Here is a 20341-nt window from a genome sequence, read left to right as displayed (position 1 = left end):
GTCTTCTGGTCGAGGGCCGCATCGGGCGCGCCCCTTTGTTCCTCACGCGCCGTTCGCCATACGCCGTCGCGGCGCGGAGCGGCGCGGCAGAATTCGGCAATCCCCGGAGGCGGAGGGCGCGAAGCGCTCGTCGAATTCCATCGTCTCCGCCGCTCCGCCGATCAGAAAGCCGTTTTCCGCGAGGACGCCGAAGAGGCGCGCCAGCACATCGCGCTTCACCTCGGGCTCGAAATACATGAGCACATTGCGGCAAAAGATCACGTCGAACGGCCCGGCGTCGCGAAGCTCGTCGAGCAGATTGACCTTGGCGAAGGCGACGCGCGCCCGCAGCGCGTCGCAGACGCGCCAATTTCCCTTATAGGGTTGGAGATGGCGCAGCAGTCGCGCGGCGGTGAGGCCGCGCTGCGCCTCGAACTGGCTATAGACGCCGCGGCGCGCCGTCGCGAGAGCGGCCTCGGAAATATCCGTCGCCGATATTTCGACAGTCCAATCCTCGAGGTCCAGCTCCGATTCCTCCAGCGCCATGGCGATGGAATAGGGCTCCTGACCGGTCGAGCAGGCGGCCGACCAGATGCGCAGGCGGCGCGTCTGCGCCCGCCGCGCCATGAGATCGGGCAGCCATTCCTGCTTCAGCTTCTCGAAGGGGACGCGGTCGCGGAAAAAGGACGTCTCATGATTCGTCATCGCGTCGACGACGCGCTGCAGCAGCGCCTCGTCCTCGCGCCTTTCGATGAGGCGCATGAGCTCGGCGAGATCGAGACAACCATGCGCGCGCATGATCGGCTCGAGCCGGCTCTGGGCGAAATAGAGCTTGTCCGCGTCGAGCGAGATTCCGGCGAGCGAGCCGATCAGGCGGCGCAGCCGCGCGAAGGCGAGGCTCATCGCCGGCCCCCCCGCGGCGGCCGTCACGCGCGCCGCGCCGGATCGAAAATGGCGAGCCGTCGCTGTTTTCCGCATTGCGCCGTCGCTCGAAAGAGCGCCCCTCGCTGCCGCCGCCGCCGCCGGCGCGCGTTTCAGATGACGCCTATGTCCTGGAGCTTGGAGCGCACGACATGCTGGTCGAACGGCTTCATGATATATTCGTCGGCGCCGGCGTCCATCGCCTGCGCGATATAGCTCGCCTCGTTCTCTGTGGTGCAGAACACCACTTTCGGCCCGGCGCCGCCCGGCATCTTGCGCAGCGCGCGCAGGAATTCGAAGCCGTCCATCTCCGGCATGTTCCAGTCGAGCAGGATCGCATCCGGCATCGCCAGCTCGCAGGCGACGAGCGCCTTGCGGCCGTTCTCCGCCTCCACTGTGGCGAACTGCATCCCTTCGAGAATGCGGCGTGCGACCTTCCGAATGACCGCGGAATCGTCCACGACCAGAATCTGCTTCATATGTCTCCTCCTCGGGGTGCGTCTCTCATATGTCCGCCGCTCTCGCCCGTTCTCGACAGGCGCCTCAGCAGCGCGGCGATGTCGAGGATCGGCAGGAAGTCGTCCTCGAGGCGGTAGCAGGCGTTGGTGGTCTCGACGAATTGCTGTTTGACATGGGTCGGGCAGGCGATGAGGTCGTCTTCGTCGCAGGTGACGACGTCGCCGGTCTCGTCGATGAGCAGCGCATAGCGTTCGCCATTGTGCTCGATGCAGACGGCGAGCGTCGAATCGGGGCGTCCGCCGTCGTCGATCTCGAGGCAGCGGTCGAGCCGCAGCGCTGTGACGATGCGGCCGCGCAGATTGGCGAGGCCGGCGATCTCGCGCGGGGCGAGCGGAACCGGCGTCACCTGGTCGATATGGAAGATCGTCTTCACGCATTCGACCGGCAGGCCGAAGGTCTGCCCGCGCACCTTTATAGTGAAGTTGCGCGTCTGCTGCTTCGGCGCTTCGCCTTGCCGGCGCCGGCCGTTCGCGTCGCGTTGCGGCTGCGTCATGCGGCGAGCTCCGACATGATGCGCAATTCGAGATCGCGCGGCGCGGTGTCCGCCTTGTCGAGCAGGCGGCCGACGCATTCGATCAGCGCGCGCCGATCGAATTTGCCGGTGACGGCGGCTATGCCGCAGGCCTTGGCGGCGGCGAGCACGCTGGGCGCGGCCTGGGCGGCGAGCGCCACCACCGGCAGCTCGGCGAGGCCCGGCAGCGCATGCAGCGCGCGCGCGAAATTATAGCCGTCCATCTCCGGCATATCCGTATCCGTCACCACCACTTCGACGGAGAGCCCCTTGCGCAGGAAGGACAGAGCCTCCGGCGCCGAGGCCGCGGTCGTCACGTCATAGCCCGCGGAGCCGAGGATCGGCGCCAGCATGTCGCGGAAGAAGGCCTTGTCGTCGACGAGCAGAATGCGGTGCCGCTTGTTGACGCCGCGCGCCAAAGCGGCGGGGCAGGCGATGCGCATGAAATAAGTGGCGTCGAGGAATTCGACGATCTCGCCGCCGAGCTGGATCGAGCCGAGGATATGCGGCGAGTTGCTCTCCCTCTGCAGGTCGAGAATTTCGTCGGTGACGTCGACGATGTCCTCGATCAGCAGGCCCATGGACTGACCCGCCCCCGACAGCACGAGAATCGGGCAGGAGGGCCGGTCGAGCGACATGTCCGCGGTCGCCGGAATGATCGGCAGCAGGCTGTCGCGATAGGCCATGACGAAGGCCCCGTCCGAGGCGATCAGCCGCTCGCGCGGCACGTCCTCTATGCGCAGCACGAGCGACAGAGGCAGCGCCTTCAGCGGGCCCGGGCCCGCTTTGACGAGAATGATGCGGGTCTTCTCCGCGCGCGGGACGAAGACTTCCGGCGTCGCCGCTTCGGCGGGCCACTCGGCGAGCCGCTGCATCCCGGCGTGCTCGAGCAGCGCCGCAGGATCGAGAATGAGCACCACCGACCCGTCGCCGAGGATCGTCTGGCCCGAGAAGACGCCGAGACGCGCCACCGCGCTCACCAGCGGCTCGATGACCACCTCCTGCACATCGGCGATCATCTCGACCAAAAGGCCGAAACGCGCGCTGCCGACGCGCAGCACGACGACGAAGCCGTCGCGCGTCTCCTCCTCCTCCGACGCCGCCGGGCGGCCGAGGCCGAGCGTCGCGGCGAGGTCGAGCAGCGGCAGCACGTCATTGCGCAAGCGCAGCACAGGAGCGGCGTGAATATATTGGATCATGTGCTCGAAACCGCGGCCGACGCCGACCAGCTCGACGACGGTCATCTGCGGTATGGCGAAGCGCGAGCCGTTGCTCGACAGAATCAGCGCCGGCGTGATGGCGAGCGTCAGCGGAATGCGCAGCGCCACGGCGGCGCCCTTGCCATAGCGCGAGGTCAGCGAGACGGAGCCGCCGATCGACTGGATGTTCTCGCGCACCACATCCATGCCGACGCCGCGGCCGGACACTTTGGTGACGCCGTCCGCGGTCGAGAAGCCCGGCGCGAAGACGAATTCGAACAGCTCGCTGTCGGTGAATTTGGAAATATCGGGCTCGGAGAGAAGCCCGACGGCCATGGCTTTGGCGTGGATGCGCGCGACATCGAGCCCGCGGCCGTCGTCGGCGATGTCGATGATGATCTGGCCGGCGTCATAGGCCGCGCGCACGGTGATGACGCCCGTCTCGTTCTTGCCGAGGCGGGCGCGCTCGGCGGGCGGCTCGATTCCGTGATCGGCGCAATTGCGGATGATATGGGTCAGCGGCGCGCGAATGAGCTCGATCACCTGCCGGTCGAGCTCCGTGTCGGAGCCTTCCGTCGTGACGACGATCTTCTTGCCGAGATCATGGGCGAGATCGCGCACCTGCCGCGGCAGCGTCGAGAACAGCCGTCCGACCGGCTGCATGCGCGCGCTCATCACCGCATCCTGCAGGTCGCTGGTGATGTTGGAGAGCGTCTGCACCGTGCTGGTCATGGCCTCGTCGCCGCCGCCCCCGGCGCCCGACAATTCGAGCAGCCGATTGCGGGTGGAGACGAGCTCGGAGACGATGCCCATCAGCCGATCGAGCACATTGACCGAGACGCGCACCGTTTCGCCGATATGGGCGACGCCGGCGGGATTGGCCTCGCCCGGCGCCGGCTGGGCGGCGCGCGAGGCGGACGCAGCCGCGAGCGGGGCGGCGATGTCCGTTTCCGCGACATCGGCGGGCTGCGGCTCGGCCTCGCCGAGGCGGGCGCGGCGCGTCGCCTCCTCCAGAGCGATGACGAGCTCCCCGTCGTCGCCCGGAGGCTCGTCCTCTGAGCGGCCCATTTCGGCGAGAATATCCTTCAGCCGGTCCACGGCGGCGAAGATCAACGTGACATGCGAGGCGCTCATCGGCGCGCCGTCGCGCAGCGCGCCGATGAGCGCCTCGGTCGAATGAGTCAGCCGGCCGACGCGCGGCAGCTTCAGAAAACCGCTGGTGCCTTTGATCGTGTGGATATGCCGGAACAGGCTGGCGATGAGCGACTGATCGCCGGGGTCCTTCTCGAGACAGACGAGCTCCATCGTCGCCGAGTCGATGTGCTCGGCGGTCTCGACGAGGAAATCATTGAGGAGCTCGTCCATGGCGTCGTTAATCTCGGGCCGCTCGCGCGGCGTCGACGCCATTCTTGACGCATTCTGGTTAAGAGAACCGAAATTCCCGCGCTCGAGGTCGGGCCGCCGCGATGATCATCGGGAAAATTCTCTCGGAATCGGAGCGCTTCTTCCCCTCAGGCCCCGATCGCCGTCTGCGCTTCGATTTCCTGCGCTTCGATCTTCTGCGCCACGGGCGCTGCGGCCGGCCGGGCCGTGATCGTCACATGTTCCGGCTGGGCGGAGATCGCGACATCGAGCTCGCTCGCCTGCGCGACGAGGCCGGCGTAATAGGCCTGAATGGAGCGCGCGTCGACGATGTCCTCCGGCTCGCCGGCCAGCAGCCCCGGAATCGCCGCGGCGATGCGGGCGTTGACGCCTTTGGCGTCGATGGTGAAGGCGATCTCGTCGCCGGAGCCGGTCGAAGCGACGGAGATCACGCCGCCGCGCGGAATCGCCGCATCGGCGATCAGGCAGAGATTGAGCAGCAGCTTCACCTTGTTCTTCGACATCAGCACGCGCGGCACGCTCCATTCGAGCTTGGTGCGCTCGTCGGCGAGCAGCTGGCGCGTCACATGCTCGGCGTCGCCGGTGTCGATCTCGGCGCCCTTGGAGCCTGCGGCGCCGAAGGCGAGCCGGCAGAATTGCAGCCGTGCGGAGGCTTCCGCCGCGCTCGATTTGATGAGCGCCAGCGCATGGCCGCGCATCTCGGCGTCCTTCTCCTCTTCGAGCACCTCGAGCCCGTTGACGATCGCGCCGACCGGCGAGATCACGTCATGGCAGACACGGGAGGAGAGCAGCGCGGCGAGATCGAGGGAGTCGAGCGCGAATTTGGTCATGAGGCCATCCGAAGGAGCCGCCGGCGCGCCGCGAGGCGGCTCCGGCCGAAGCGAGAACGTCGGCAAAACGAATCACCAGCGTCCCTTTGCCCCATTGGTAGCCGCGACGGGCCCGCTTGCAAAGCGTCGCCGAGGGACGCCGCATGGGGAGCGGCGTCCCTCGAGAAAGCCTCAGAACGTCGCCTTGGCGCTCAAAAAGAAGCTCCGCCCCGCCTCCGGATAGCCGTCGGTGAAGGTGTAGGCGGTGTCGAACATATTGCGCACGCCGCCTTCGAGCTTCAGATTCGGGTGAATCTGATATTCCGCCGTGAAATTGGTCATGAAATAGGCGCCGGTTCGATAATAGATCGTCCCCGCCGTGTTCGAGGTCCAGCGATTGCCGGCCATTTCGATATTGGGCGTCAGCGTCAGCCCCTCGAGCGGCCGCCATCCGGCATAGAGGAACATTTTGCCGTCCGGCACGCCCGTCGGCTGGAAGTTGAGGATATAGGGAGCGTAGACCGAGCGGCGCATCAAGGTGAGATTGCCGCCGAGCGAGAGCTCGTCCGCGACGCGATAATCGACCGAGATCTCGCCGCCCCAGAAGCTGGCGTCGCCGACATTCTGGCTCTGCGTGACGCCGGAGCCATAGGCGGGCGCCGGCACGGATTGGATCAGATTGCGCACGATGGAGTGGAAGGCGTCCAATTGAATGCGGCTGCCCGGCGCGAATTCGCTCGCCCAGCCGAGATCGAAATTGATCGCGCGCTCGGGCATGAGGCCCGCATTGGAGGTGGCGCCGCCGAAACGCGAGCTGAAACGCTCGAAGATGGTCGGGAAGCGCTCGCGGTCGGAGACGTTGAAATAAACCTTGTCGGTGTCGCTGTAGCGCCAGATCGCCGCGCCTTGGAAGTTGGGCGCCTGCGTGTCCCTCAGCCGATAGCCGATGACGCCCGAGCCGAAGACGAAATCCTCCGCCTTGCGCAAATGCCGCCAGTCATAGGCGAAGCCGCCGACGAGGTCGATGTCCTTGGTCGGATGATAGGTGTTCTCGAGCGCGATCGAATACGTGTCTTCCTGCGTGTAGACGAGAGGCTGAGTGTAGCAGATCACATTGATCACGCAGCCCGCCGAATTATTGGCGACATTCAAGCCATAATATTCCTGCCAGGTGGCGTGCTGGTCGAAGCGATAATGGCCTGCGACTTTCAGCGTGTCGACCTCGCCGAAGTCATGCCCGGCCTCTATGTCGCCGCCGAGCGCATAGTCCTGATAATAGCTGCGGAAGGCTTTGGCGCTCGACTGATAGGCGAGGAAAGGGTCGTTGTAGGAGAAGAGGTCGTTGTCGAACTTGCTCCAATAGGCTTTGGTCTTCACATAGGACGAATCGCCGATCTTGGTGTTCGACAGGAAATAGAGATTCTGCACGCGCCAATAGGGCCAGCGCCAGTATCGCTGGCTGGAGAGGCCGTCGGTGATGTGGAAGGGCGCGCCCTTCTTGCCGTCCTGACGGATGAAGCTCAGCGAATATTCGTCGGTGGCGTTGGGCGTCACGCCGGCCTTGGCGTTGAGGCTCCAATCATAGGTCGCCGAATTGCCGCGGAAGCCGTCGCCCTGATTATTGGTCGGCGTGTAGCTCTCCGGCAGCATCCAGCCGCGCAGATCGCGCCAGGCGCCGCTGACCTGCAGATAATAATTCTCCTGCTTGGTTCCGAGCAGGCCATAGGTCTTTATGCCCTCATAGCTGCCGTCGCGGCCGAATTCGAGGCCGGTGCGCACCTCGCCCTCTATCTCCTTCGTCGGCTTGCGCGAGACGAGATTGATCTGGCCGCCCATGCCGCCCGGCCCGTCGAGCACGGAGACATAGCCCTTGGCGATCTGCACGGAGGCGACGTCCGGCGTCAGGAAGCGCGCGAAATCGAGACGATTATCGGCCGGCAGATAGACGCGCACGCCATCGACGGTGAGCGGAACCTGCCAGCGGTCGAAGCCGCGCACATAGATGTTCTGCTCATTGCGCGTGCCGCCGGTCGAGTTGCTGACGACGCCGGCGGCGAGATTGACGGCGCGGTCGAGCGAATCGCGCTGGAAGGTCTCGTTCTGGCGATTGCTGATCGTGACGCCGCCATAGGAATCCGTCTGCTGCGCCGGCGCCGGGGCGTCGTCCTTCTTCTTCTCGGGCGGCGCGCTCTTGCGTTCCGCGCCGACGTGAATCTCGCCGAGATCGAAAGGTTGCGGCTGCTCTGCGGCGAGCGCCGCGGCGCTTCCCATCAGCGCGGCGACGCTGGCGGCGCCCAAGGGCGCGAGTTTGCTGGATTTCATGGTTCTTCCCCCGATTACCCACATTGTCCCGACGCCCCCTCCCCAGCTCTCCCCCGCTTCGCGGGAGAGGGGGCAGATTCCGTGCTTCATCGAAATTTCGCGATGCGCCGGCCGTCTCCCTCTCCCGCAAAGCGGGCTATCGAATGCCCGCATCGTCCTCCTCCCCGCGACGTCATGGCCGGGCTTGTCCCGGCCATCCACGCCAACACGCCGAGGCGTCTCGAGAAGTTCGGCGTGACGCCGAAGCTCCGGCGGAGCCCGACATGGGATGAAATCCGTCGATGGCGGGCGCTTTCCTTTAGTTTCTCAGCTGCTTGGCGTGGATGGCCGGGACAAGCCCGGCCATGACGGCCGCAGCGTCTCGTGATGTGGGCGGTCGCCATTAGAGCGACCCTAAAAATGCGAGCAGCGCCTCGCGCTCCGCGCGAGTCAGGCCGCGAAACCGCTGCGCCGCGGACTCCGCTTCTCCGGCGTGCCAGAGGATCGCCTCCGCGACGCTGCGGGCGCGGCCGTCATGGAGGAAATCCGCGGGCGTTCCATAGCGGCCGGCGAGGCCGAGGCCCCATAGCGGCGGCGTGCGCCAGTCGCGCGGACCGGCCTCGAAATCCTCGCGCCCGTCGGCGAGGCCTTCGCCCATGTCGTGCAGCAGAAGATCGCTGTAGGGATGAATCTCTGTCCCGCTGAGCCAGGGTGCGAAACCAACCGGGCCGAGCTTCATCGTCTCGCGATGGCAGGCGGCGCAGCCGATGTCGTGGAACAGCGCCTCGCCGCGTGTGACGCGCGCGTCGTCGAGATTGCGCCGGGCCGGCACGGCGACGCCGCGCATATAGGCGAGCGAGGCTTCGAGCCGCGCATAGGAGAGCTCGATCTGCGATCCCGCCGCGGCGCGGCATTCCTTCTCGACCTCGGTGCAATTGGGCTCTGGGAAGAGATAGGAGGAGATGCCGATGTCCTCGGCGAAGGCGTTGGCGATCTGCTGGCGCAGATCGGGCTGATTGGCCTTGAGGCCGAAGCGGCCGAGCGCCATGCGGCCGGCCGCCATGTCATAGACATGGTTGGGCCGGCCGCGGCTCTGGCCCACCGCATAGCTCGCTATCTCCGCGTCCGGCACGGCCTCGAGCAGGCCGAGGCCGAAGACCGGCGGCGCATTGCGCAGCGAAATCCGTACATTGTCGCCGAGCGGCCCATAGGCGAGATCGCGAAAGGAGAGGCGCGGGCGGCGCAAGGAGACGGTCTCGCCATCGGCGAGACGCGTCTCGATCTCGTCGAATTCGACGATCGCGCGGCCCTCGCCGGCGACGCCCGGATTGCCCTCCGGATTGAGCTGCCCGCCATAGGCCGGATGGGGCAAAGGGCCGCCATGGGCGTCGCGGCCGGGAAGGCCGAGCCGCACCACCATGGCGCGGGCGATCCCATTCTCCGGGTCCGGCGCCGGGCCGCGACCATTCTTCACATGGCAGGCGATGCAGGACAGCCGATTATAGAGCGGGCCGAGCCCGGTGATCTCGCTCTGGTCCTGCGAGGGGCCGATCACCCAGGCCTGGCGGAACAGCGCGCTTCCCTGCCGAAAGGCGCGCAAAAAGCTCTCGTCCAGCCCGGCGAGCGGCCGGGAGAAGGCGTCGCCATCGAGCTTGGCGTTTTCATAGGGCGCGCCGGCGGACAGAAAGATCAGCGCCAATGGAAGGAGAAGCCGCCGCCTCACAGGCGCTGCTCGGCGGAAGCGACGAGGCTCAGCGCCTCGGCTCGGGCCGATGAAGTTTCTGCACGCCAACGGGCGGCGAGGTCGCCGTCCTTCAACTCGCGGCTGGAAAAGCGATCGAGAAAAGCGGAATCATTCGCTTGCGCCACGGAAACGGGCGTGAAGCCGGCGAGCCGGCGCGCCTTGGCGACGGCGGCGCTTCCGGTGGCGTCGGGGGCGGCGGCGAGCCGCGTCTCGGCGGCGTGAATGGCGCGCCACAGGCGCTGCGTCTCGGCGTGGCGCTCGGCGATGGCGAGATCGAACAGCACGCTGACGAGGCCCGGCCGACGGCGGCCGATCTCGGCGTCATAAGGGTAGAAGGTTCCCGGCGGCAGAGCGAAGGGGTCGACGACCGCCGCCGGCTTGTCGGCATAGGAGTCGGGCCGCGCCGGATGACGGCTGCTGTCGGCCTCCATCATCAGCTTCTGGCCCTTGGTCGAAAGCGTGAAATCGACGAATGCCCTGGCCGCATCGAAACGGCGCGTCGCCGCCGTGATGGCGATATGGGCCGGCAGAAAGGCGGTCTTCTCAGGATAGACGAAGGCGATGGATTCGCCATTGGCCAGCGCGTTGAAGGCGAAGAAATCGATCGTCAGGCCGAGCGCCGCGCGCCCTTCCTTGACCGTCGCGGTCGGGCCGGCGCCGGAGCCGAGCAGCTCCGCGCCGCCGGCGATCTCGCCGAGCAGCGCCCAGCCGCGCTCCCAGCCCTCCGATTGCAGGATGATGTCGTAGAGCGCCGGGGAGAAGCCGACCTTGGCGGGAATCGGCATGACGATGCGCCCGGCATAGGCGGGGGAGGCGAGGTCGCTCCAGCTCTTGGGCGGCTTCAGCCCATCGCGCGCGAGCGCCGCAGGGTCCACGACGATTCCATAGCCGGCGACGTCATAGGCCTCGAACAGCCCATTCGGGTCCGACAGGATTTGCCCGCCGAGCCGGCCCGGCAGCGCCGCCCGGTCGACCGAGAATTTCTGGAAAGCGCCGCGGTCGCGCAATATAGGGAAGTTTCCGAGAGCGGGGGCCCAATAGACGTCGGCGCCGCCCTGGTCCTTCTCGCTCAGCAGGGCGAGCGCGTCGCGCGACTGCTTCCAGACGAATTGGACGTGAACGCCCGGATGGAGCTTCTCGAACTCGGATTCGTAACGCGTCGTCAGCTCTTCCGGGAAGCTGGTGACGACGACGAGGCGCTCATCCGCCGCCCGCGCGGGCCTGCCGAGCAGGGCGACGCCGAGCGCAGAAGGGATGGCCGCGACGACGCTGCGGCGGCTGGGGCGGAGGGTGATCCGATTCGTTATGTTGCAGTGATACATAATGAAAACATAAAAGCGCCGCCGCGGCCGTGTCAATCGACACGAGCGCTCATTTTCTCGGCGGGAGGCCCGCCGATTGATCGTTCTTCAAGCAATATGGAATTCGAGGTCAGTCGACCGCGAGAATGACGTCGGTCGGGCTGAAGCTCGCGACGGCGCGCTCGCCTTCGGCGATACCGAGGTCTTCCGCCGTCTGGCGCGGGACGACGGCGTGCATCGTCTTGCCCGCGCCTATGTCGAGCAGCACCTCGCTATTGCGCTCCGCGTCGATTCGTCGCCGCACCACGCCCGCGAATTGATTGCGCGTCCCGGCCGGGACATGATCGACCGGCGTGAGATGGACGAAGGAGGATTTGATCAGCGCCAGCGTCTTGCGCCCCGGCTCGAGGCCGAGCTCGACCGCCGAATCATTTGTGACGATGGCGTGAATGATGGTCTCCGGCGAGACGCGCAGCGTCACCTCGACGTCGACCGGCCATTTCTTCACCGACACGACTTCCGTCTGGAATACATTGCGCGCCGAAATTTTGACGCCCACGCTCCAGAGCAGAAAATCGTCCTGATCCTCGAGCCCCTCCTCGGCGATGAGCGAGGAGATGCGCGACATCCGCTCCTCCAGCCGGTGGAAGGTGGCGATGAGCCGACGGCCCTCCGGCGTCACCTCGGCGCCGCCGCCCGAGCGGCCGCCGGCCTTGGTGACGAAGGCGGGGTTGGGCAGCAGATTATTGATGGCGTTCACCGCGTCCCAGGCGGTCTTGTAGCTGAAGCCGACGACCTTTGCGGCCTTGGTGATGCTGCCGTATTCCGCCACGGCCTCCAGCAGCTTGATGCGGTCTCGCCCGACGAGAAAGCGCCCTTCGCGGCGCAGAGCCAGCAGCGCGTCGATCTTGTTGACTGTCATGCTCTCGCGATTCCTCTTTGGCGAGTATTTATACGTCAGGGTGACGAAGACGCATTAAAAATCGGGCCCGCCGGTTAGAAAGATCGAGATTGCGTCCCGGCGGCGAGCGCCTCCACCGCGCGGCGCAAATGCCCGCGCGAGCAGTCGAGCGCCGCCTGCGCCTCGCCGAGCCCATGGCCCTCCAGCAGAAGATAGGCCAGTTTGACGCTGCCGTCTGCGCGCGCGAGCGCCGCGTCGATCTCGGCGCTCGCGCGGCCGGTGAGCCGCGCGAGGATGCGCTCGCTGCGCCGCACGAGCTTTTTGTTGGAGGCCTGCACGTCCACCATCAGCCCCTCATAGACTCTGCCCTGCAGAATCATCACCAGCGACGACAGCATCAGCAGCGCGATGCGTTGCGCCGTGCCGGCCTTCATCCGCGTCGAGCCGGCGATCGCTTCCGATCCCGTGTCGAGAAACACCGCATGTTCCGCCTGCGTGAGCAGCGGCGCGTCGCGATTATTGGCGACGCCGATCGTCAGCGCGCCGCGTCGCCCCGCTTCGCGCAGGCAGGCGAGGGTGAAAGGAGTCGTGCCGCTCGCGGCGACGGCGATGACGACATCGGCCTCGCCGATCGCGTGGCGGCGCATCAGCTCGGCGCCGAGGCCCGACTCGTCCTCCGCGCCTTCGACGGCTTTCAGCAGCGCGTCGTCGCCGCCCGCCATCAGCAGCAGCAGCCGTTCCTGCGGCCAGCTGAAGGTCGGCGTCAGCTCGGCGCCGTCCTGCACGGCGAGCCGGCCGGAGGTTCCGGCGCCGACATAGACGATGCGTCCGCCGCGCGCCAAGCGCTGCACGACGGCGAGCGCCGCCGCCTCCATCGCAGGGCGTGCCGCGCGAACGGCGGCGACGGCGGCGAATTGTCCTTCGATCATCGCGTCGAGAATCTCGCGCGGCTCCCATGCGTCGATCGTCGTGTAGCGTGGGCTCGGACGTTCCGTTTCCATTTACGCGCCTCCTCGTCGCTAGAGTTCGGCCCTCGCGGCGAAAATCGCAAGCGAGGACGCAGCCGCGTAAGGGATTTCGCGCTCGCTCGCAGCGCGCTCTTGTGACATAAGGGCGCGGGCGGGGGGCGACGATAGAGCTGCAGCAGAGCCGCCGATGATCAAGCATGACAATCAAATGGCGATCGAAGCGCGCGAGGCGCCCCATGCGGTCGCGCGGCAGCAGGAGCAGATCGCAGCGCGTCTCGCGCCGCTCGTCGCGCGCCTGCGCAATGTGTCTCCCCGCGTCGTCGTCACTTGCGCGCGCGGCAGCTCCGCTCACGCGGCCGCATTCGCCAAGCATCTCATCGAGCGCGGCCTCGGCCTGCCGGTCGCCGCCGCCGCGCCGAATATAACGAGCGTCTATGGCGGCGCGCTGCGGCTCGACGGCCAGTTTTTCCTGGCGATCTCGCAATCTGGCGGCAGCAATGATCTCATCGAGCAGGCCGCCGCCGCGCGCCGCAGCGGCGCCGTCACCGCTTGCCTCGTCAATGAGACCGAGAGCGATCTCGCCGCGCAATGCGAATTCGTCCTGCCCATGGCGGCGGGGCCGGAATTCGCCGTGCCGGCGACGAAGACTTTCATCGCCTCTCTCGCCGCGCTGGCGCGTCTCGTCGCGCTATGGTCGCAGGATCGCGCGCTCGATGACGCGTTGGCGCGCCTGCCGGAGCGGCTCGCGCGCGCGGCCGAGCTCGACTGGTCGCGATTGGTCGACGCTTTTTCGCGCGCCGAGAGTCTCGTGGCCATAGGGCGCGGACCGACGCTCGCCATTGCGCGCGAAGCGGCGTTGAAGCTGAAGGAAACCGCCAATCTCCACGCTGAAGCGTTCAGCTCGGCGGAATTCATGCATGGGCCCGTGTCGCTCGTCTCGCCGCTCTATCCGATTTTAATGTTCACGCCGACCGACGAGGCGGCGATCGGCATGCGACGCCTCGCCGATGATCTGCGCGGCAAAGGCGCGGCGCTGTTCACCACCGATCGCGAGGATGAGACGCGCAGCCGCCTGCCGACGCTCGCGCCGGATCATCCCGAGACGGATGCGATCTGCCTCATTCAGAGCTTCTATGCGATGGCGGCGCAGCTCGCCGCGGCGCGCGGCGTCGACGTCGATCGCCCGCGGCATTTGCAGAAGGTGACGCGCACGCGATGAGCGAGGAGCAGCGCCGAATGATCGCCGCCGATGTCGTCTTCGACGGCGAGTCGGCGCATCGCGACTGCGCCGTGGTGATCGAGGGCGAAGACATCGTCTCGCTCATTCTGCGCCGCGAGATTCCGCGCGGCGCGAGCGTCGTCGAGCTGCCGAAGGGCGTCTGGCTCGCGCCGGGCTTCATCGACATTCAGGTGAATGGCGGCGGCGATATTCTGTTCAACGACGAGCCGACGCCGGAGGCGATCGCGACGATTCTTCACGCGCATCGCAAATTCGGCACGACCTCGCTGCTGCCGACGCTCATCACCGATACGGATGAGAAAATGATCGCGGCCAAGAGCGCCGTGACGAAGATCATGCCGCAGGCGCCCGGCGTGCTCGGCGTGCATTTCGAAGGGCCGTTCATCTCGCGGGAGCGGCTCGGCGTGCATCGCGCCGATCTTTGCCGCGCGCCGGAGCCGCATCATATCGAATTGCTCGCGCCGCCGCCGGGGGGCGTCTCGCTCGTCACGCTCGCGCCGGAGGAGGCGCCGCCGGGCTTTGTTTCAGAGCTCGTCGCTGGCGGCTGCAAGCTCGCGCTCGGCCATTCCATGGCGAATTATGCGCAGACGCGCGCGGCGATGAGCGAGGGGCTGACCGGCTTCACCCATCTCTTCAACGCCATGCGTCCGCTCGCCAGCCGCGAGCCGGGGCCGATCGCCGCCGCGCTCGAATCTCCGTCCGCCTATTATGGCCTCATCGTCGATGGCGAGCATGTCGATCCGGCCATGCTGCGTCTCGCTCTGCGCGCCGGCCTCGGCCATCCCATGCTCGTCACCGACGCCATGCCGCCGGTCGGCGGAAGCGCCAAGGCGTTCGTGCTACAGGGCCGCGAGATTTTCGTGGAGGACGGGCGCTGCGTGACGGCGGATGGAACGCTCGCCGGCGCGGCGCTGGATATGGCGAGCGCCGTGCGCAATTGTGTCTCGCTGCTCGATGTCCCGCTCGAGCGCGCGCTCGTTTTCGCCTCGACCAATCCGGCGAATTTTCTCGGACTTGGAAAGAGGCTCGGCCGGCTCGTCGCCGGCTATCGCGCCGATATGACGGCCTTCGATCCACAGAGCATTCGCATCGTCGCGACCTGGGTCGCGGGCGAGCGCTCCGCCGAGGAGTGGTGACGCGCGTGATGCGAGCCTTAGAGGCTCGCATTCGATCCGCATGCGCTTCGCGTCACGCCTTCAGGCGCCGGATGCGCTCGATCGCGGCGTGCGCTTTGTCGCACATCGTCGCGTCCTTTTCGCAGGCTTCGAGCAGAGCCTGCGCATAGCGCGCGGCGTCTTCCTGCTCGTCCTTCATATTATTGCCGATGAGGATGAAATCTGCGCCGGCGCGCAAGGCGCGCAGCGAGGCTTCGCCCGTCGTCATCAGCTTCTGCACGCCCTGCATCTGCAGATCGTCGGTCAATATGACGGCGTCCGGCGCCCATTCGCGCAATTTGCGCACGGCGACGGCGGAGAGACAGCAGGGCGTGTCCTTCTCCCATTGATTCACCACGCCATGGCTGAACAGAACCATGGGCACGCGCGGCGCCAGCGTCTCGAAGATCTTTACTTGCGTGTCGGTGAGGCAGTCGGAAAGATCCATCACATGATCATGCGGATTGACCTTGGCGCCGCCGGTGCCGGGAAAATGCTTGAGGCAGAGCTTCACGCCTGTCGAGCGGGCGACCTCGACGAGCGCCGCGACGCAATCTTCGACGATCTGCGGATCGGCGGAAAAGCTGCGCTGCGCCGAGCCTATGTCGGGACTGTCGGGATCGATGTCGAGATCGACGACGGGCGCGAGATCGGCGTCTATGCCGAGATCGCGCAATTCGAGATAGGCGGGCCGCAGGATCTCCAGCCGTTCGATCGCCGTCAGCCGGCCGAATTGGCGCGCGCTCGGCAGCGGGCGGAAGCCGCGCTCCTCCTTCAGTCGGCGCACCTTGCCGCCCTCCTGATCGATGAAGATCAGCGGGCGCGAGGGAAGCGCATGGATCTCTGCGCAGAGCGCCTTCACCTGAGCCGGATCGAAGATATTGCGCTCATATTTGCGGTCGATGCAGTCGTAGTCGAAGAGGATGACGCCGCCGAGGCCATGGTCGCGCGCGAAATCGTGCATCCAGGGCGGAACATGCGGCGTGCGGAAGCCGAGCAGGAAGAGCTCGCCAATGGGCAGAGAGGTCGACAGGGACGAAGACATTGGCGTGAGATGGCGCGGCGCGCGGCGCGGTCAAACGCAGCCGCGGCGAAATTGCGGCGAAGAGGAGAAGCTCGCGCTTTCGTCCGCGCTCGATTATGAGTGGCGAAGTTTCGAGTGGCGAAGGGATGACTGATGAGCGAGGGGATCGTCGAAGGCGCTCCGCAGACGACGCGATACGCTACGGGGGCGGTGTTCGGCGTCAGCGCCGTCATCGTCTGGGCGACATGGATCGCGGTCACGCGGCTCGGCGTGACGACCACGCTCTCGGTCTATGATCTCACAATGCTGCGCTTCGGCGCGGCGGGCGTGCTGCTGTTTCCCGTCGTGCTGCGCAAGGGCCTCGCGCTCGAGCGGCTCGGCCCGCTGCGGCTCCTCATTCTCGTCTGCAGCGCCGGCGCGCCTTATGTGCTCGTCGCCGCGAGCGGCCTCAAGCTCGCGCCGGTCGCTCATGCGGGGGCGCTGCTGCCGGGCTCCATGCCGCTCTTCGTCGCGCTGCTCTCCTGGCTTTTGACCAGAGAGCGCTTCACCGCGAGCCGCTTGATCGGCTATGCGCTCATCGCTTTGGGCGGCGCGACGATCGCAGGGCCCGGCGCCTTGTCGCTCGGCGAGACGCAGATCGGCCATATTCTGCTTTTGAGCGCGGCCTTCATCTGGGCCGGCTATGCGATCGTGCTGCGCGCCTCCGGGCTCGATTCTCTGCATGCGGCGGCGCTGGTCTCGACCGGCTCGCTCATTCTCTATGGGCCGCTCTATCTCGCTTTTCACGGCCTGCATGGGATGGACGCGCCATTGCGCGACATTGTGATCCAGACCTTGTTCCAGGGCGTGATGGTCTCGATCGTCGCACTGTTTCTCTTTGGCAAGGGCATAGAGATTCTCGGCGCTTCGGCCGGCGCGGCCTTCTCGGCTCTGGTGCCGCCCATGGCGGCGCTGATCGCCATTCCGATCCTCGGGGAAATCCCTTCGCTCATCGAGCAGGCGGCGCTTCTCGCCGTCTCGCTCGGCGTCTATCTCGCGAGCGGCGGCAAGCTGCCGGGCGCGTGGCGGCGCGTTCGGCGCGGCTGAGAGTCAGTCCTTCTTCACCAATCCGGCGGCGACCGCGCCGAGCACGCCCGCCGCGAACCAGGCGAAAGCGATCTCGGCCCACATCACGCGGCGGACGCCGAGTCCCGTGTCGCTCCATTGGAAGGACGAATAGTGGATATGGCCATCGGCGCCGGTCGTCGCGCCCGTCGGCTCGATCACGACGGGCGCCCATTCCTTGCGTTGCTGCAGATCGACGAAGGGAAAGAGCAGATCGGCGGAGAAGCTCAGCGCCGAAAAGCCGTAGCTCTTCGCCGGTCCGGCGTAGCATCCGGGCTTCGTCTCCGTGGCGTGGGGATCGCAGTCCAGCGCGGCGACAGGGTTTTGCAGAACGGTCTTCGCCGGGGCGATCGCGCCATTTTCGAAGGCGTGCTGATAGACGCCGGCGCATGACAGCCACACGCCCAATATGACGACGAGCGCGCCGCCGGGACGATAGCCATAGCCCAACAGGCCCCCGAACAAGAGGTGCGGGAGCCGGAGAAATTTGCCGATCTTGCCGGCGCGGCGCAGCCGCGTCTGCTTCTCGATGGCGATGCGGCGCGCATCCTCGGGGCGCCCCATCTCGCGCAGCACTTTGATGACCTGCTCCCAGGGCTGCGGGCGGAAGTCGGCGGCGAGATGCCGCTCGATCTGATGGACGAGAATATTCCTGCGATTCTTGAAGTCTGTCGGCGTGTCCGAGAAGCGCCGAAAGACGAGGCCGTCGAGCATGAGATTGGGCGTCGGCGGCTCACCGTCGCGCGGGTGGCGCAGCGTCAGCCGTCCGATATCCGTCTCGTCCTGGAGCTTGTCGATCGTGGCGCCCCGCAGATCGAGCTTGCCGACGACCCAATAGACGCCGCGCAGAGCGAGCGTGTCGGCGATCTCCGCGCCGGCGAAATTGAGGGCGTCGCGACGGTCGTCGTCGTTCTCGGCGGGCTCTTCGGACGCATAAAAATTCCCATTGTTGCAATAGACCGATCCGCCGATCTTCGAGCCGGTCAGGAACACGCCGCCGCGCGCGGTGAAAGGTCGTTTGTGCGGGTCGGTCGGTTCGTTGACGCCGGAGAGGAAGCAATCGGCGAGCTTCGCCCGAAATATCTCCAGCGCATTGCCTTTCGGATTGATGAAGGCGCCGCCGCTGCAGTCGAGCGCGCCGCCGATCTCCGCTCCCGAGAGCACGACGACGCCTTCGCTCAGAAAGCCGTTGGCGAGCGTGAGCACGCCGCGCACCTTCACGAGCTCGCCATCGAGGCCCGCGATGCGGCTGCCTCTCAGGCTGAGCGTCAGAAGGCTCGCGTCGCTGATGTCCACCTTGCCGGCGATCCAGCAATTTTCGAGCTCGATCGGCCATTTGACGTCGCTGGCGGAGAGGTCGAGATCGCCGACGATATAGGCTCCGCGCAGACGCACGCCTTTATGGGTCGGCTTGCGTCGCTCGTCGCCGCCGCGGATGAGAAAGGACAGGAATTCCGCACGAATGCAGTCGTCGTCGGCCGGAGCCGCGGAGGAGGGGCGCTCGGAGAGCTCGTCGCGATGATCGCCGCTGAGGCATTGCGAGAGGAGGAGCCGCTCCCGACGCCTCAAAGCGGCGTCGTCTGAAATCTGAAACATCGCGTAGACCCGAGATCGTCAAAAAAATGCGACGCCATTCTTAGCGCCGCATAGCCGGACGGCCAAGCGGATTCTGGCGCTTTGCCGGGACGGGCCGCCGGAACGACTCGGCGCGTGCGGAGTTATCCGTCGCCGTCGAAGATCACGATGGGAGAAGGCGATGCCCGCGAAATCGAAGGCTCAGCAAATGGCCGCCGGCGCTGCGCTCGCGGCCAAGCGCGGCGAGATTCCAAAGAGCGCGCTCGAGGGAGCCTCGCGCTCGATGCTCGAATCGATGACCGAGAAGCAGCTCGAAGAATTCGCCGCGACGAAGCGCAAGGGCAAGCCCGAGCACGTCACTAAGCCCGAGCGCGCCGCAAAGCCCTGAACAAAATCCGGAAGGACGTCTCATGCATGTCGAAGCCATAATCGCCAGCCATCCGCAGACGCGCGGCCGCGCCGACGCCGCGCTCGTCGAATGCGTCACCGCCTGTTTCGATTGCGCTCAGGCCTGCGCCGCTTGCGCCGACGCCTGCCTCTGCGAGGAGAATGTCGCCGAGCTCCGCCGCTGCATCAGGCTCGATCAGGATTGCGCGGACCTATGCCTGGCGACGGGCGCCATCGCCTCGCGTCGCAGCGCGACGGATGAGACGGCGATGCGCGCCGTTCTGCAGGCCTGCGTCGATATGTGTCGCGCCTGCGAGAAAGAATGCCGCCGCCACGCCAAGCATCACGAGCACTGCCGCATCTGCGCGGAAGTCTGCAAGGAATGCGAAGGCGCCTGCCGTCGCGCCATGGGCCCGGCGCATTAGAGCGTTTCCAGCCGAAGTGGACGCCGGTTCGGCGTTGGAAACGCGTCAAAACGAAAGACTCTAGCGACGGTGGGAGGTCCCCTCCCTCACACTCCCGCTATCGCGGGAGAGGGCGGCGAACCTTGCGCGAAATCTCGACGACGCGAGGAATCTTCCCCCTCTCCCGCGAAGCGGGGGAGGGTTGGGGGGGAGGGTTGGGGAGGGGGCGTTGCGCCCCGCCTCAGACGTCCGTCCCATAGGCCTTCAAAAATACCGCGAGGCCGGACTCCATCACCCGCTCATATTCGGCTTCGCTGCGCAACTCCAATCCCAGCGCGACGCGCATGGGCAGGTCCGAGACGGTGAGATGCAGCAATTGCTCCGCCGCCATATGGGCGTCGTCGAAGGCGAGCAGCTCTCTCGCCTTCGCCTCGTCGAGAGAGGCGGCGACGAAGTCGAGGACATTCTTCTTACCGCTGTTGAAATAGAGGTGGCAGAGCTCCGGGTAGCGCCAACGCTCGCTCGAAACGGCTTGAAAAAAGGCGGACCATTCCTTGGTCAAGAAACGCGCGACGAAATGCGCGCACAGCTCGCGCAGCGCCTGCTCGGCTCCGAGATCGAAATCGGGCGCGGGCACGGCGGCGCATTTCTGGCTGCATTCGATCTCGATGAGATTGCGAAACAGCGTCTCTTTGCTCGGGAAATAGGCGTAGAGCGTCGCCTTCGACACACCCGCCGCCCGCGCGATCGCGTCCATGGACGTCTCAGCGAAGCCCTGCTCCAGAAATTGCGTCCGCGCCGCCGAGAGGATCTGACATTCCTTTCGGTTCGGGACATGGTCCGCGGCCGGCTCCGTCGTCGGCGTGTCCACTTCTTCGGTCATATCGTTCGGTCCACCCGCGTCATCCTAGTTCCTC

General features: G+C 66.4%; 18 protein-coding genes. 5 read left to right on the top strand and 13 right to left on the bottom strand.

What is annotated here, in order from left to right:
- Positions 1-42 precede the first annotated feature (42 nt).
- The 10 genes from AC6IY7_RS05580 to AC6IY7_RS05535 all read right to left on the bottom strand — a co-directional run bounded on the left by AC6IY7_RS05580 (position 43) and on the right by AC6IY7_RS05535 (position 12569).
- Entirely contained in the window at positions 43-957 is a 915-nt protein-coding gene (locus tag AC6IY7_RS05580; RefSeq protein ID WP_497782086.1) for a CheR family methyltransferase, read from the bottom strand.
- Between the two features lie 56 nt (positions 958-1013).
- Positions 1014-1379 carry a response regulator gene (locus tag AC6IY7_RS05575; protein WP_497782085.1) on the bottom strand — a complete coding sequence of 122 codons (366 nt, stop codon included), beginning with the start codon at positions 1377-1379 and terminating at the stop codon, positions 1014-1016.
- Entirely contained in the window at positions 1376-1912 is a 537-nt protein-coding gene (locus AC6IY7_RS05570; protein WP_497782084.1) for a chemotaxis protein CheW, read from the bottom strand. The genes AC6IY7_RS05575 and AC6IY7_RS05570 overlap by 4 nt, the downstream gene beginning before the upstream one ends.
- A complete protein-coding gene (locus tag AC6IY7_RS05565; protein WP_497782083.1) occupies positions 1909-4536 on the bottom strand; it encodes a hybrid sensor histidine kinase/response regulator in 2628 nt (875 codons plus the stop codon). The genes AC6IY7_RS05570 and AC6IY7_RS05565 overlap by 4 nt, the downstream gene beginning before the upstream one ends.
- A gap of 104 nt (positions 4537-4640) precedes the next feature.
- Positions 4641-5342: a histidine phosphotransferase ChpT gene (gene chpT / locus AC6IY7_RS05560; RefSeq protein ID WP_497782082.1), complete on the bottom strand. Its 702-nt coding sequence runs from the start codon at positions 5340-5342 to the stop codon at positions 4641-4643.
- Between the two features lie 171 nt (positions 5343-5513).
- Positions 5514-7643 carry a TonB-dependent receptor plug domain-containing protein gene (locus AC6IY7_RS05555; RefSeq protein WP_497782081.1) on the bottom strand — a complete coding sequence of 710 codons (2130 nt, stop codon included), beginning with the start codon at positions 7641-7643 and terminating at the stop codon, positions 5514-5516.
- Positions 7644-8025: 382 nt separating this feature from the next.
- A complete protein-coding gene (locus AC6IY7_RS05550; protein ID WP_497782080.1) occupies positions 8026-9345 on the bottom strand; it encodes a di-heme oxidoreductase family protein in 1320 nt (439 codons plus the stop codon).
- Entirely contained in the window at positions 9342-10724 is a 1383-nt protein-coding gene (locus tag AC6IY7_RS05545) for an ABC transporter substrate-binding protein (protein WP_497782079.1), read from the bottom strand. Before AC6IY7_RS05545 ends, AC6IY7_RS05550 begins: the two co-directional genes overlap by 4 nt.
- A 73-nt stretch (positions 10725-10797) precedes the next feature.
- Complete coding sequence (locus AC6IY7_RS05540; protein ID WP_497782078.1) at positions 10798-11589, bottom strand: TOBE domain-containing protein; 792 nt, start codon at positions 11587-11589, stop codon at positions 10798-10800.
- 74 nt (positions 11590-11663) lie between these two features.
- Positions 11664-12569: an N-acetylmuramic acid 6-phosphate etherase gene (locus tag AC6IY7_RS05535; protein WP_497782077.1), complete on the bottom strand. Its 906-nt coding sequence runs from the start codon at positions 12567-12569 to the stop codon at positions 11664-11666.
- A gap of 154 nt (positions 12570-12723) precedes the next feature.
- Here AC6IY7_RS05535 and AC6IY7_RS05530 point away from each other — a divergent pair, with 154 nt between their 5' ends.
- The gene (locus AC6IY7_RS05530) at positions 12724-13755 is read left to right on the top strand and encodes an SIS domain-containing protein (RefSeq protein ID WP_497782076.1); all 1032 of its coding nucleotides are present in this window, start codon (positions 12724-12726) and stop codon (positions 13753-13755) included.
- A 17-nt stretch (positions 13756-13772) separates the two neighbouring features.
- A complete protein-coding gene (nagA, locus tag AC6IY7_RS05525; RefSeq protein ID WP_497782075.1) occupies positions 13773-14912 on the top strand; it encodes an N-acetylglucosamine-6-phosphate deacetylase in 1140 nt (379 codons plus the stop codon).
- Between the two features lie 52 nt (positions 14913-14964).
- Here the strand turns inward: nagA and AC6IY7_RS05520 are convergent, their stop codons facing one another.
- Positions 14965-15975, bottom strand: a complete 1011-nt coding sequence (locus tag AC6IY7_RS05520) for a glycoside hydrolase family 3 N-terminal domain-containing protein (protein ID WP_497782074.1) — start codon at positions 15973-15975, stop codon at positions 14965-14967.
- A 132-nt stretch (positions 15976-16107) separates the two neighbouring features.
- On the opposite strand from AC6IY7_RS05520, the gene AC6IY7_RS05515 reads away from it, so the two are divergent.
- Positions 16108-17040, top strand: a complete 933-nt coding sequence (locus tag AC6IY7_RS05515; RefSeq protein WP_497782073.1) for a DMT family transporter — start codon at positions 16108-16110, stop codon at positions 17038-17040.
- A 3-nt stretch (positions 17041-17043) separates the two neighbouring features.
- Here AC6IY7_RS05515 and AC6IY7_RS05510 read toward each other — a convergent pair whose 3' ends face one another.
- On the bottom strand, positions 17044-18654 hold the full coding sequence (locus AC6IY7_RS05510) for a hypothetical protein (RefSeq protein ID WP_497782072.1): 1611 nt from the start codon (positions 18652-18654) through the stop codon (positions 17044-17046).
- A 160-nt stretch (positions 18655-18814) separates the two neighbouring features.
- Here AC6IY7_RS05510 and AC6IY7_RS05505 point away from each other — a divergent pair, with 160 nt between their 5' ends.
- Both AC6IY7_RS05505 and AC6IY7_RS05500 read left to right on the top strand, forming a co-directional pair.
- Positions 18815-19021 (top strand): DUF3008 family protein, encoded by a 207-nt coding sequence (locus AC6IY7_RS05505; RefSeq protein WP_497782071.1) that lies wholly within the window; start codon positions 18815-18817, stop codon positions 19019-19021.
- 22 nt (positions 19022-19043) lie between these two features.
- Positions 19044-19445 (top strand): four-helix bundle copper-binding protein, encoded by a 402-nt coding sequence (locus tag AC6IY7_RS05500; protein WP_497782070.1) that lies wholly within the window; start codon positions 19044-19046, stop codon positions 19443-19445.
- Between the two features lie 220 nt (positions 19446-19665).
- Here the strand turns inward: AC6IY7_RS05500 and AC6IY7_RS05495 are convergent, their stop codons facing one another.
- A complete protein-coding gene (locus tag AC6IY7_RS05495) occupies positions 19666-20307 on the bottom strand; it encodes a TetR/AcrR family transcriptional regulator (protein ID WP_497782069.1) in 642 nt (213 codons plus the stop codon).
- Positions 20308-20341: the final 34 nt, after the last annotated feature.

It is taken from the genome of Methylosinus sp. is20ea (genome assembly GCF_059718135.1).
Note: the sequence above shows the minus strand (reverse complement) of the source record. Positions and strands in the feature narration are given on the sequence as shown.

Excerpts from the sequence above, each read along its gene's own strand:
- AC6IY7_RS05580 (WP_497782086.1), bottom strand. The coding sequence starts at position 957 with ATGCGGAAAACAGCGACGGCTCGCCATTTTCGATCCGGCGCGGCGCGC.
- AC6IY7_RS05575 (WP_497782085.1), bottom strand. The coding sequence starts at position 1,379 with ATGAAGCAGATTCTGGTCGTGGACGATTCCGCGGTCATTCGGAAGGTC.
- AC6IY7_RS05570 (WP_497782084.1), bottom strand. The coding sequence starts at position 1,912 with ATGACGCAGCCGCAACGCGACGCGAACGGCCGGCGCCGGCAAGGCGAA.
- AC6IY7_RS05565 (WP_497782083.1), bottom strand. The coding sequence starts at position 4,536 with ATGGCGTCGACGCCGCGCGAGCGGCCCGAGATTAACGACGCCATGGAC.
- chpT (WP_497782082.1), bottom strand. The coding sequence starts at position 5,342 with ATGACCAAATTCGCGCTCGACTCCCTCGATCTCGCCGCGCTGCTCTCC.
- AC6IY7_RS05555 (WP_497782081.1), bottom strand. The coding sequence starts at position 7,643 with ATGAAATCCAGCAAACTCGCGCCCTTGGGCGCCGCCAGCGTCGCCGCG.
- AC6IY7_RS05540 (WP_497782078.1), bottom strand. The coding sequence starts at position 11,589 with ATGACAGTCAACAAGATCGACGCGCTGCTGGCTCTGCGCCGCGAAGGG.
- AC6IY7_RS05535 (WP_497782077.1), bottom strand. The coding sequence starts at position 12,569 with ATGGAAACGGAACGTCCGAGCCCACGCTACACGACGATCGACGCATGG.
- AC6IY7_RS05530 (WP_497782076.1), top strand. The coding sequence starts at position 12,724 with ATGATCAAGCATGACAATCAAATGGCGATCGAAGCGCGCGAGGCGCCC.
- nagA (WP_497782075.1), top strand. The coding sequence starts at position 13,773 with ATGATCGCCGCCGATGTCGTCTTCGACGGCGAGTCGGCGCATCGCGAC.
- AC6IY7_RS05520 (WP_497782074.1), bottom strand. The coding sequence starts at position 15,975 with ATGTCTTCGTCCCTGTCGACCTCTCTGCCCATTGGCGAGCTCTTCCTG.
- AC6IY7_RS05515 (WP_497782073.1), top strand. The coding sequence starts at position 16,108 with ATGAGCGAGGGGATCGTCGAAGGCGCTCCGCAGACGACGCGATACGCT.
- AC6IY7_RS05510 (WP_497782072.1), bottom strand. The coding sequence starts at position 18,654 with ATGTTTCAGATTTCAGACGACGCCGCTTTGAGGCGTCGGGAGCGGCTC.
- AC6IY7_RS05505 (WP_497782071.1), top strand. The coding sequence starts at position 18,815 with ATGCCCGCGAAATCGAAGGCTCAGCAAATGGCCGCCGGCGCTGCGCTC.
- AC6IY7_RS05500 (WP_497782070.1), top strand. The coding sequence starts at position 19,044 with ATGCATGTCGAAGCCATAATCGCCAGCCATCCGCAGACGCGCGGCCGC.
- AC6IY7_RS05495 (WP_497782069.1), bottom strand. The coding sequence starts at position 20,307 with ATGACCGAAGAAGTGGACACGCCGACGACGGAGCCGGCCGCGGACCAT.